Below are 12,156 nucleotides of genomic sequence, written 5' to 3' on the forward strand. Positions count from 1 at the left end.
ATATATATGATAAAATAATAAAGGAATTATGCTCAACACTTCACAATTTTACAATATCATCCTTACGAAACGTATTTTTATAATTATTTTATTTTAAATGGGATAAGTATTGGGTACGAAGTAGAAAGAGTATACTACTACTATTATTAAAAAACATGAAAGGAGAAAGAATATGGCTGAAACAACAAAAAAGCCTGTCGGTGAAGTGAAATTTATTCCTTTATTAATTTGTCTGGCAATCGGACTTGTTTTATGGTTTATTACACCTCCTTCCGGACTTGATGTGAAGGCTTGGCACTTATTCGCTATTTTTGTGGCTACTATCGTAGGGCTTATCATTAAACCATTGCCATTAGGCAGTGTAGCTATTTTATCTTTAACCATTATTGTATTAACTAATACATTAACACTTGAACAATCGCTCAGCGGTTTTCAAAATACGACGATTTGGTTAATCGTTATTGCATTCTTTATTTCTAGAGGTTTTATTAAGACTGGTCTAGGAACAAGGGTTGCCTATATCTTCGTTCGTTTGTTCGGTAAAAAGACGTTGGGATTATCGTATTCTCTTATCGTAAGTGACTTGCTTTTATCACCTGCAATGCCGTCTAATACAGCACGAGCTGGAGGAATTATTCTTCCAATCATTCGTTCTTTATCCGAAACATATGGATCGAGAACTGGAGACGGTACGGAGCGCAGAGTCGGTGCTTTCTTAACAAAAGTATCGTTTCAAGGAGATATGATCACATCCGCTATGTTTGTAACAGCAATGGCGGCCAATCCTCTTGCTGTTAAAATGACGGAACAAATTACAGGAAAGACTATTTCATGGGTTGGATGGGCAGCGGCTGCAATTGTACCTGGAATTATTAGTTTAATTGTTATTCCGCTTGTTATTTATAAGCTGTATCCGCCAGAATTAAAAGAAACACCGGAAGCATCTGAAATTGCAGTAAAAAAATTAAATGAGATGGGTCCGCTAAAGAAAGAAGAATGGTACATGATTGGCGTATTTTTACTTCTTCTTGTGCTGTGGATTTTTGGCGCTAATTTAAATATTAATGCAACAACAACTGCTTTTATTGGTCTATGTACGCTGCTTTTAACGCAAGTACTAAGCTGGTCGGACATCAAAAAAGAACAGGGAGCATGGGATACATTAGTTTGGTTTGCTGTGTTGGTTATGATGGCAACCTTCTTAAACGATCTAGGCATGATTCCTTGGTTCAGTGATCTGATGAAAGGCACTGTTAGTCATATGTCTTGGATGACGGCGTTGATTGTACTAGCTGTTGCGTATTTTTATTCTCACTACTTTTTTGCGAGTAATACGGCTCACGTCAGCGCTATGTACGCAGCATTTTTATCTGTCATCGTGGCCGCTGGTGCGCCTCCGTTACTGTCAGCATTAATTTTAGCGTTCTTTAGCAATTTATTTGGCTGTTTAACTCACTACGGCAGTGGACCGGCACCGGTGTTCTTCGGTAGTGGATATGTAACGCAGCAAAAATGGTGGTCGCTCGGCTTTTTAATTTCAATTATTCATATTACCATTTGGATTGGAATTGGCGGCTTGTGGTGGAAACTGCTCGGTCTATGGTAAAAAAAACAGTGGCGCAGGCCACTGTTTTTTTATGCTTCAGCCCAAACGGATACAGAGCCGCCATTTACAGGAAACTGTCCGTAGCCATCTTCTTCAATCACAACTTGATCTTCTCGGTTGTTTGTGAAGTCGATCCACGTTTGTCCACTTCGGTGTTCGCCGACGAACATTCTCTTTTCGCCATCTTCGCCGTTTGACATCACCACAGCGCATCCAGACTTCTCAAATTCCTCTACACCATGCCTTACCCATCCAATGGTATTTGGGTGATCAAAATAATCGTCTTGCTGACCGTATGCTTTGTCATAGCGTACATGCAAGAGAGCGGAAATATCTTTTTCTTTTCCCTCAATAGGGTGCTCTCCGCCTATCCCAAAATAGTCTCCGTAAAACACACAAGGATAGCCGTCTTCACGAAGTAAAATTAGAGCGTAAGCACTTTGTTTGAACCAATCTTCTACCCAAGATTCTAAAGATTCATTTGGCTGAGAGTCATGGTTATCTACAAATGTGACAACATTCAAAGGGTGAGTCTTGACTAATGTATCATCAAAAATCGTGGTTAAATCAAAATCTCTTCCTTGCTGAGAGGCTTCATGCAGTTTATAGTGCAGCGATACGTCAAACAAATCAATTTGATAATCAATCACGTCTAGGAATTCCTGACAGGCTGTTAACTCTGGATTCCAAAACTCTCCCACAAAATAAAATGGCTTTTCTTGAGAAGAGGACAATTCGTGGGCAAACTCTTTAATAAAATCGTGGTTAATATGTTTAATGGCGTCTAATCGATAACCGTCGCACTGCAGGGTGTCTGCTAACCATTTTCCCCATTTGATCATTTCTTCTCGAACTTCAGGGTGATCGTAATCAATATTCGCAAACATTAAATAATCGTAGTTGCCAAACTCTTGATCGACATTTTCGTTCCAGCTTTTGTTTTCCCCGGCAATACGAAAAACGCCTTCTTTTCCATTTTTATCATCGTAATCAGTGCCGTTAAAATGATTAAAGTTCCATTTGAAAGAAGAATATTGATCGCCGCGCCCTTCAAATGTAAACTTTGTCCACCCTTCAATTTCAAAAGGTTCAGAAATTTCTTCTGTTCGGTTCATGGGATCCACTTCAATGACGTGGAACGTTTCTTTTTCATCTGCTGCAGCTTTATGATTCATCACAATATCCACATAGACATTAATTCCGTGATTATGACAGGCATCAATCGCATCATGCAGCTCTTGCTTGGTTCCATACTTTGTACGAACGGTTCCTTTTTGATCAAATTCGCCAAGATCGTATAAGTCGTAAACGCCGTAGCCATTATCCTCTGATGAAACACCTTTTGTAACAGGGGGAATCCACACGGAATCAATTCCTTGTTCTTTTAGTTGAGGAGCGAGCTCTTTGAGGCGTTGCCAATGCTCGCCATCAGCTGGCACATGCCATTCGAAAAATTGCATAATTGTATGATTCCGTTCCAAGTTAAATCATCCTCCTTTTAAATAAAAAGATATAATCGCTCACGGATAGTTCTTTAGAATCAAATGAGGAATTGATTATATTTTTTCTTTTAACGTTCCTGTTATCCCTATTCTTTAAACCTTTTTCAACATATGAAGCTTAAGAAAATCTTAAAATTTTTTCTTCTTTTTTCTTAAAAAATGCAGTTTACAGTAAAACCCATAGACGAAATGACCCATGACATACTTTTGAAAGGAGAGTGAGAAATCAATGGACGAATATGCGATTCTAGTTGTAAACGATGAGCGGTTTGAACGTTTTAAAAGTGGGGATACCTCGAGGTAAACCAAAGACTCTAGAATTGGTTTAGCTATTGCTAAGTCAATTATTGATTTGCACGGAGGAGAACTGAATATTGAAATTGACGGAGATTTATTTAAAGTAACGATTACTCTTTAATGTGAGTGAATATAAACAGCATATCTAGTAAAAAAAGAGAAGCAACCTCATTATGCTGGTTGCTTCTCTTTTTTTAGCGTTCGTAATTTTATTCCGCAACCGCAAAGTGTACTGTGCTTTAGTACTTTTATTTCTCTATCACACTGATTACATCTTATTTCTTGTCCAATCATTTCTTCATCCCTTCCTCTTTTTACAAGAATTTAAATAAGTATCCATAAAATATGGATACTTATTTAGTGATAAAATGTTAAACTAATTGAGAATAAACGAGAATCTAAAATGAGAAAAATACCTTTATTTTCTCATTTGTAAAACTGATCTCTTTATTTTACTTGCTGCGGAACAGATAATCCTAAACCGTCTGCAACGCGTGTTCCATACTCTGGATCCGCTTTGTAGAAGTGCTGAATTTGACGCAGTTTAATCTCTTCTTTTTCTACAGGCTTCATAGCTTCAACGATGTTTGCAACTAGTCGTGTACGCTCGTCTTCGCTTAGAAGGCGGTATAAGTCACCTGCTTGCGTGTAATGGTCGTTATGATCATATGCAACACTATCGGCAACGCCTGAAACAGGGTATGCCGCTTGTTTGTTTTCATGAGATTCTGTCGGACCGCCAAAGCTGTTTGGCTCGTAGTAAACAGAACGGCCGCCGTTATCGTCAAAGCGCATTTGACCATCACGCTGATAGTTATTTACTTCATTGCGCGGACGGTTAATCGGTAGCGCTTGATGGTTAGCACCCACGCGGTAGCGATGTGCATCGCTGTATGCGAATAGTCGACCTTGTAGCATTTTATCAGGTGATACGTCAATTCCTGGTACAAGCGTTCCAGGTGAGAATGTAGCTTGCTCCACTTCGGCAAAATAATTTTCTGGATTGCGGTCCAAGACCATGCGACCTACTTCAATTAACGGGTAGTCTTTTTGTGACCAAACCTTTGTTACGTCAAACGGATCAAAGCGATACGTATCAGCGTCTTCTAATGGCATAATCTGAACGTACAGCTTCCATGAAGGGAAATCGCCTTTTTCAATGGCATTAAATAAATCTTCAGTATGATAATCTGGATTTTCACCAGCTAGCTTTGCAGCTACGTCTGGAGACAGATTTTTTACGCCTTGCTCTGTTTTAAAGTGATATTTTACCCAAACGCCATCTCCTTCGGCATTAACCCATTTAAATGTGTGGCTGCCAAATCCATGCATATGGCGTAAAGTTGCCGGGATACCGCGGTCAGACATTAAAATAGAAACTTGATGCAAAGATTCAGGAGATAAAGACCAGAAATCCCAAACGGCCGTCGGGTTTTTTAAATGTGTGCGTGGATCGCGTTTTTGTGTATGAATAAAGTCAGGAAATTTAATCGCATCTCGGATGAAAAATACAGGTGTATTATTTCCGACTAAGTCGTAGTTTCCTTCTTCTGTATAAAATTTAACAGCAAACCCGCGAGGGTCGCGAACGGTATCTGCTGAGCCATTTTCACCAGCTACTGTTGAAAAGCGAACAAATAGAGGCGTTCGTTTTCCTACTTCAGAAAGGAAAGCTGCTTTTGTATAGGCTGAAACATCATTTGTCACTTCAAAATAGCCGTGGGCACCGGCGCCTTTTGCGTGTACGACGCGTTCAGGAACACGCTCTCGGTTAAAATGGGCTAATTTCTCTAAAAGGTGAACATCTTGAATTAAAGTAGGTCCGCGTGAACCAGCGGTCATTGAATTTTGATTATCTCCAACCGGAGCTCCCCAACTAGTCGTTAGGTTATTCTTGTTTGTTGTCATCTTAGAACCACCTCTTATTTGAATTTTATTATGTTAGAAATAATAATAACATTTTTAAATAAAAAATCAATACTAAATTATAATTATTATAATTTAAAGTGTTGATTTTGAAATGTAGCCAATGGGGTATATAGCATGTGAAGTGTACGAACTATTTTAAAAATTTTCTGTATAGTATATTTAGTTTAATAATAAAAATGCCTGGTGTGCAATTATTTTGACCGGCTATTACCATATCAAAAACACGCTTGCTTATATAAGCAAGCGTGTTCGTTTTATATATTTTGTGTTAAGTTTGCTTTCGCTGCCAGCTCAGCCTGAGGCGTGCGCCAAAGCTGTGTCCATTTTTGAATCGCGGCTATCATAATAATGAGACCGAGTATAAGCATGATGATTGAAAGAGTCGCATTTAATATGCTGTAACCTGCCGCAGCTTCATTTAAATACACATTCTTAACCATCCAATAACCCGCGTAGTTAACCGTCACGTAAAGGTAGGCTAATGGAATAAGGCAAGTAAGCATATAGGAACGTTTATCTGCAATTCTAAGAATGACGGTTGCTCCAATAATTAAACCAATAGAGGCCATTAACTGATTCGATACGCCGAACAGCGCCCACACGGAGCCAATATCTCCTGAGAACAATAAGTACCCCCACATAAAACAGGCTAGGGCGCTTGCAAAAATGGACCCGGGAAGCCAGTCTACTCGCTTCAAAGGCTTATAAAATTCACCGAAAAAGTCTTGAATTAAATAGCGGGAAACGCGTGTGCCAGCGTCGATAGCAGTTAAAATAAACACTGCTTCAAACATAATGACGAACTGGAAAAAATAAGAAGACAGGTGGCTGAACCAAGGAATTTCCGTGAAGATATACGTCATGCCTACAGCCAGTGTAACAGCGCCGCCTGTACGGCCTTCCAAGTTTAGACCAATCTCTTGGCTAAGCTGAGGAAGAGCTGTCACGTTCATACCGAGCGTTTTAAACACTTCAGGTGTAGAGTTGATTGCAAAATAGTCTCCAGGATGTAAAGCTGTTGCGGCAATTAATGCCATAATTCCTACCAAGCATTCGACTAACATCGCCCCGAAGCCTACAACTTTAATGTCACTCCAGCGGTCAAGCATCTTAGGGGTTGTCCCTGAACCAACAAATGCATGGAAGCCGGAAATAGCACCGCAGGCGATCGTAATGGAAATGAACGGCCACACAGGTCCTGCTAAAATAGGGCCGCCTCCGTGAATAAATTCAGTAACTGCAGGAAATGGAATTGCTGGATTTACGAAAAACACGCCTACAATCAGCGCGATAAAGACACCAATTTTCATAAAGCTGCTTAAATAATCTCGAGGTGCTAAAAGCAGCCAAACGGGCAAGGCCGCTGCGAAAAATGCATAAACGGGAAGAATAATTGAAAGTGTTTTAATATCTAGCGTTAAAAAATCTCCTAAAGCTGTTCCTTGAATATAAGGACCGCTAAATACGGCGATTAAAATTAAAATGAAGCCGACGGTAGAAGCCGCTTTTAAATTACCGGTTTTTTTGTGGTAAATACCTACCCCCATTGCAATCGGAATCGTAATTCCAACAGCGAATGTACCCCAAGGATTTTTCTCAAGTGCGTGTAACACGACCATAGATAAACCGGCCATTGTGATGGTAATGATAAAAAGCATAGCTAAACCTGTACAAAAACCAGCGACGGGTCCTAGCTCTTTTTTAGCCACTTCTGAAAGCGACTGGCCTTTTTGGCGCATAGATGCAAATAACACAACTGCATCGTGAACGGCTCCTCCGATTACAGCTCCGATTAAAAGCCAGAGCAGTCCGGGCAAATAGCCAAACTGAGCTGCTAAGATAGGTCCAACAAGCGGACCAGCAGCTGCAATAGCTGCAAAGTGATGACCAAATGTTACCCATCGGTTGGTTGGCACATAATCTTTTCCATCTTCAAGCTCATGTGCTGGCGTTCTTTGCGCATCGTTTAGTTTCAAGACCTTAACAGCCATGAATGTTCCATAAAGCCGATACGCAATCATTAAAATACAGATAGATCCAATAACAATGGTAACCGCATTCATTACAAATCCCCCTATCCCTTAGTTGTCTGATGTTTGTACTACTACACAACGTTATGTAATTGTGTGTTCCCCTTACAACTTTCATTATAAAAGAAGAAAGCGCTTTTATCACCAGTTTTTCCCTTAATTATTTAAAAAATTAGAAAGTTCAAATTCACTTTGAAAAACTATAAGACTTTTCGCATAATCTCTGCTATAATTTTTAAAAAAATTAGTACGCATTTAGGTGTTTTTAGTTAGGGAGATGAAAAGAGTGAACCATCGTCAAGAGTTACAAAATAGCAAGCGTATTGTAGTCAAAGTAGGGACATCTACGTTGACCTATGATAATGGAGATATTAACTTAGCACGCATTGAAAAACTAGCGCGTGTTTTATCTGATTTAATGAATGCAGGAAAAGAAGTTGTGCTTGTTACATCAGGTGCTGTTCAAGTAGGAGTAAAAAAACTAAAGTTAAAAGAAAAGCCGACTTCTATTCGAGACAAACAAGCAGCGGCCTCTGTCGGGCAATGTGAGCTTATGCATATCTATAGTAAATTCTTTGGTGAGTACAGCCACATTGTTGGTCAAGTACTGTTAACGAAAGATGTAATCGAAGATGAACATGTGCGCAATAACGTTGTGAACACGTTTGAAAAATTAATTGAAGACAAAGTAATTCCTATTGTGAATGAAAACGATACAGTTGCAATCGATGAGATTGAAAACATCGTACGTTTTGGAGATAACGATAATTTATCCGCCATTGTTTCAGTTTTGATTCACGCAGATTTACTTGTTATTTTATCTGATATTGACGGTTTCTTTGATTCAGATCCCACAAAAAACCCTAATTCTAAATTAATGAAAGTAATAGATGGCATCACACCGGAGCTTGAGAATTTTGCTGGAGATAGTGGAACTGACGTTGGAACAGGCGGAATGGTCACAAAGCTTACCGCTGCTAAAACAGCTACAAGTGCAGGCGTGAGCTTAATCCTAGCAAATGGTAAAGAACCAAGTATTTTGCGAGATATTATTGAGGGCCAAGAAATTGGAACGTTATTCTTAAAACAAGCTGAAGGAGTAATGAAATGAGTGAATTGCAGCTTAAAGGAAAGCAGGGAAAAGAAGCCTCTTATTTCTTAGGAAATGTAACGAGCGAACAAAAACAGCAGGCACTTTATAAAATGGCGGCTGCTTTATTGAGTCAGCAAGAAGCGATTTTAAAAGCAAATAAATTAGACGTAGAAAAGGCCGTTCAAAAAGGCACATCAAAAGCTATGTTGGATCGCCTATCTTTAAATGAAGAGCGGATTCACGGAATGGCAGACGGCCTGCGCCAAGTAGCTGCGCTTTCCGATCCAGTAGGAGAAGTGCTGTCTATGGCGAAGCGACCAAATGGCTTACAAATTGGGCAGCAGCGTGTACCTATTGGTGTCATAGGAATTATTTATGAAGCGCGTCCAAACGTTACGTGTGATGCAGCAGGCTTATGCTTAAAAGCAGGAAATGCAGTTATTTTGCGCGGAGGCAGCGAGGCGTTTTATTCGAATCAAGCGATTGTTTCTGTATTATCTCAAGCTGCGGCAAGTGCAGGATTGCCTGAGCATAGCGTACAGCTTATTGAAGATACGTCGAGAGAAACAGCACTGGAGTTAATGAAATTAAATGAATATATCGATGTATTAATTCCTCGAGGCGGTGCTGGTTTAATTGAAGCGGTGGTAAAAAATGCAACGGTTCCCGTTATTGAGACAGGAACTGGGAACTGCCACATTTATGTTGATGAAGAATATGACGGTGACATGGCGGCCAATATTGTCATTAATGCAAAAACATCTCGTCCAGCGGTGTGTAACTCAGCCGAAAAGCTGATTATTCATGAACGAGCGGCTCATGAATTTTTGCCGATTATTGTTCAAGCGCTACGAGAGAAAGATGTAGAAGTACGCGGTGATGAACGTGCGCTAACAATCGTTCCAGATCTTGTTCCAGCAGGGGATGAGGATTGGAAGAAAGAATACTTGGATTTCATCATGGCGGTTAAAATCGTAGATGATATCGATGAAGCGATTTCCCATATTAATGTTCATAGTTCACATCACTCTGAAGCGATTGTAACAACAAATTATGCTCATGCTCAGCGTTTTTTACAGCGCGTTAATTCAGCCGCTGTTTATGTGAATGCTTCAACGAGGTTTACGGACGGAGAAGAGTTTGGTTTCGGGGCAGAAATCGGAATCAGTACACAAAAGCTTCATGCGCGTGGACCGATGGGATTAAAGGAATTAACAACGCTAAAATATATTATTTACGGAGATGGACAAATTCGATAAAAAAGAAGCCTGAGGCATATGCCCAGGCTTCTCTTATTTCCATATATGTTCAATTTCTTCAAGTGACTTTCCTTTTGTTTCCGGAACCCACTTCCATATAAACAAAAATGAAGCAATACACATAATCATAAAGAATAAAAATGTGAAAGATCCTCCAGCTTTGTTCCAAAGGATAGGGAAAAACTGAGATACAAACCAATTAGCTATCCACAAGAAAAACGTAGAAATAGACATTGCATAGCCTCTCGCGTGATTAGGAAAAATTTCCGAAATCACAACCCATACAACCGGTCCCATAGAAATATTAAAAAGAAATAAATAAAAAACAATAAGTAAACTAGTAGTCAACCCTTCATTACCCTGAGAATGAAATCCAAAGGAAACGAGAAGCTGCGTAACGGCCATACCAGCTGTGCCAATAAGCAATAAAGCTTTGCGGCCAATCCGATCGATAAGCCACATGGAACAAAGAACGCCTAAAAAGGCAGCTACACCAATCATAGACGTAACAAGGAGCGATAAATCTCCTCTAGCTCCAGCTGCTTCAAAAACTTGCGGGGCGTAATAAATAATGGCATTAATTCCGACAAGCTGTTGAAAGGCTGCAAGTAGAATACCAATAAGCAGCGCTTTTCGAAGACCAGCCTCTTTAAAAAGCGAAAGAGAAGCCGGTTGATTTTCTTTTAACGATTGCTCAATATGATACAGCTCTTGGCGTGCAATGTGTGTACCATTGATTTTAATTAAAATGTCCATAGCTTCTAAAGTGCGGTTTGCTTTTACCAGCCACCTCGGACTTTCAGGAACAGTAGAAAGGATAAGAAGAAATAAAAGAGCTGGAATGCCAGAAGCGCCGATAATGTAGCGCCATCCCGTGGAATTCTGCCAAGCGTCTTCCCCAATAGATAAAATGTAGTCATTTACAAAATAGACAGAAACAATCCCAACAGCAACAGCAAATTGATAAAGAGAGCCTAAGCGGCCGCGCATGTGCCGAGGGGCTATTTCAGAAATATAGGTTATCGAAAGAACAGAAGCCATACCAATGCCTAGTCCTCCAATAATTCGAGAAATAATCACAAAAGAGATGGATGAAGATAGCGCTTGCATAATTGCGGACACGATAAATAAAGAAGCTGCTAAAAGTAAGATGCTTTTTCTACCGAATCGATCACTCAGTTTCCCTGAAGCAAGTACCCCAACGGCACCACCGAGCAGCAGGCTAGATACAACAAAACCTACCATCGTTGGACTAAGATTAAAATGTACTTCCATCAACCCAATAGCTCCTGAAATGACGGCTGTGTCATAGCCGTAAAGTAACCCTCCAAAAGCAGCTGCACATGAAATGAAAATCACGAAAAATAGATTTCCTTTTTGCTCCTTATACTCGTCAGAAGTTACTTTTACTATCCCCATATAAATTCCTCCTTTGAATCACGGTCATTATTTTAATAAAAAAACGTTATACGTAAAACGTTTTCATAAAAGATGTTTTTATGTTAAACTAAAAATTGTAAATAATCAAACTATTTTTTAAATTTTATATGAATTATGTACGTTTTGTTATCAATCAATAGGGAAGAAAAAATAGGGGGGAAGAGAAATATGGCATTTATGCAATGTGATTTTTTTTCAGAAGTATTGCAAATAAGTACTTCAATGAACGTTTTGATACCGCAGCAAACAAAATGTCAAATTGGTTTAAAAACCAATACAAGAAGTGAGAAACACCCTACGCTCTATTTATTACACGGTCTTTCTGATGATCATACGATATGGATGAGAAGGACTTCGGTTGAACGCTACGCATCAGAATTAGGACTTGCAGTTGTAATGCCAAATGTAGATCGTAGCTTTTATAGGGATATGGCTTATGGAAAAAAGTATTGGACGTTTGTAACAGAAGAACTTCCTCAATTGGCTAGATCATTCTTTCCATTATCGGAAAAAAGAGAAGATAATTTTGTAGCTGGCCTTTCTATGGGAGGGTACGGCGCTTTAAAATGGGCGTTTCGCAAACCACATCAATTTTCTGCAGCTGCCAGTTTATCAGGAGTGATGGACGTTGAAGGGCTTGGAGGGCGAGGAGAAGTTCAGTTCTTAGATTATCCTTTGATTTTTGGCATGCCGCCTGTTATTAGACCTGAAGATGATCTTTTCTGGCTGCTTGAAAATCGCCGGCGCTATGGAGAAGTGACTCCGCGTATTTATCAATGCTGTGGAACGGAAGATTTTTTATATCAGGAAAATAAACGTTTTTCCGAGCGATGTAAGCAAGAGCCTATTTGTTTTACATATGAAGAAGGAAAAGGAAGTCACGACTGGGCATATTGGGATCAAAAAATTCAAGATGTGTTAAAGTGGCTGTTTAGTGAAAAGTAGGGAAGGTAGTTTTCGGTGGTTCCGGCTTCTAGTAGTATAATAAAGAAAAATGTTT

8 protein-coding genes and 1 pseudogene are annotated in these 12,156 nt (G+C 39.6%); 5 read left to right on the plus strand and 4 right to left on the minus strand.

Translation table 11 applies throughout. From position 1 onward, the window contains the following. Positions 1-172: 172 nt before the first annotated feature. Positions 173-1,606, plus strand: a complete 1,434-nt coding sequence (locus LAV82_RS21170) for an anion permease (RefSeq protein ID WP_499716855.1) — start codon at positions 173-175, stop codon at positions 1,604-1,606. A gap of 29 nt (positions 1,607-1,635) precedes the next feature. On the opposite strand, the gene LAV82_RS21175 is transcribed toward LAV82_RS21170, so the two are convergent. Then, complete coding sequence (locus LAV82_RS21175) at positions 1,636-3,087, minus strand: alpha-amylase (protein ID WP_013059891.1); 1,452 nt, start codon at positions 3,085-3,087, stop codon at positions 1,636-1,638. A gap of 280 nt (positions 3,088-3,367) precedes the next feature. On the opposite strand from LAV82_RS21175, the pseudogene LAV82_RS21180 reads away from it, so the two are divergent. After that, positions 3,368-3,526: pseudogene (locus LAV82_RS21180) on the plus strand (ATP-binding protein); the annotation flags it as partial. A 326-nt stretch (positions 3,527-3,852) separates the two neighbouring features. On the opposite strand, the gene katA reads toward LAV82_RS21180, so the two are convergent. Together katA and cstA are read right to left on the minus strand one after the other, a co-directional pair. After that, positions 3,853-5,313 (minus strand): catalase KatA, encoded by a 1,461-nt coding sequence (katA, locus tag LAV82_RS21185; protein WP_029319474.1) that lies wholly within the window; start codon positions 5,311-5,313, stop codon positions 3,853-3,855. A 275-nt stretch (positions 5,314-5,588) separates the two neighbouring features. Next, positions 5,589-7,397 carry a carbon starvation CstA family protein gene (gene cstA / locus LAV82_RS21190; RefSeq protein WP_211078639.1) on the minus strand — a complete coding sequence of 603 codons (1,809 nt, stop codon included), beginning with the start codon at positions 7,395-7,397 and terminating at the stop codon, positions 5,589-5,591. A gap of 244 nt (positions 7,398-7,641) precedes the next feature. Between cstA and proB the strand changes: the two genes are divergently transcribed. Next, the gene (proB, locus tag LAV82_RS21195) at positions 7,642-8,475 is read left to right on the plus strand and encodes a glutamate 5-kinase (protein ID WP_055991570.1); all 834 of its coding nucleotides are present in this window, start codon (positions 7,642-7,644) and stop codon (positions 8,473-8,475) included. Further along, complete coding sequence (locus LAV82_RS21200; RefSeq protein ID WP_057275258.1) at positions 8,472-9,716, plus strand: glutamate-5-semialdehyde dehydrogenase; 1,245 nt, start codon at positions 8,472-8,474, stop codon at positions 9,714-9,716. The genes proB and LAV82_RS21200 overlap by 4 nt, the downstream gene beginning before the upstream one ends. Before the next feature lie 33 nt (positions 9,717-9,749). On the opposite strand, the gene LAV82_RS21205 is transcribed toward LAV82_RS21200, so the two are convergent. Then, on the minus strand, positions 9,750-11,135 hold the full coding sequence (locus LAV82_RS21205) for a sugar porter family MFS transporter (protein WP_098325246.1): 1,386 nt from the start codon (positions 11,133-11,135) through the stop codon (positions 9,750-9,752). Positions 11,136-11,324: 189 nt separating this feature from the next. Between LAV82_RS21205 and LAV82_RS21210 the strand changes: the two genes are divergently transcribed. Beyond that, complete coding sequence (locus LAV82_RS21210; protein WP_029319467.1) at positions 11,325-12,101, plus strand: alpha/beta hydrolase; 777 nt, start codon at positions 11,325-11,327, stop codon at positions 12,099-12,101. Positions 12,102-12,156 lie beyond the last annotated feature (55 nt).

Source organism: Bacillus sp. ILBB4 (assembly GCF_035064545.1).
In the GTDB taxonomy this organism is placed as follows: domain Bacteria; phylum Bacillota; class Bacilli; order Bacillales; family Bacillaceae_H; genus Priestia.

Coding starts and splice junctions, on each gene's coding strand:
- LAV82_RS21200 (WP_057275258.1), top strand. CDS start 8,472: ATGAGTGAATTGCAGCTTAAAGGAAAGCAGGGAAAAGAAGCCTCTTAT.
- cstA (WP_211078639.1), bottom strand. CDS start 7,397: ATGAATGCGGTTACCATTGTTATTGGATCTATCTGTATTTTAATGATT.
- proB (WP_055991570.1), top strand. CDS start 7,642: ATGAAAAGAGTGAACCATCGTCAAGAGTTACAAAATAGCAAGCGTATT.
- katA (WP_029319474.1), bottom strand. CDS start 5,313: ATGACAACAAACAAGAATAACCTAACGACTAGTTGGGGAGCTCCGGTT.
- LAV82_RS21205 (WP_098325246.1), bottom strand. CDS start 11,135: ATGGGGATAGTAAAAGTAACTTCTGACGAGTATAAGGAGCAAAAAGGA.
- LAV82_RS21210 (WP_029319467.1), top strand. CDS start 11,325: ATGGCATTTATGCAATGTGATTTTTTTTCAGAAGTATTGCAAATAAGT.
- LAV82_RS21170 (WP_499716855.1), top strand. CDS start 173: ATGGCTGAAACAACAAAAAAGCCTGTCGGTGAAGTGAAATTTATTCCT.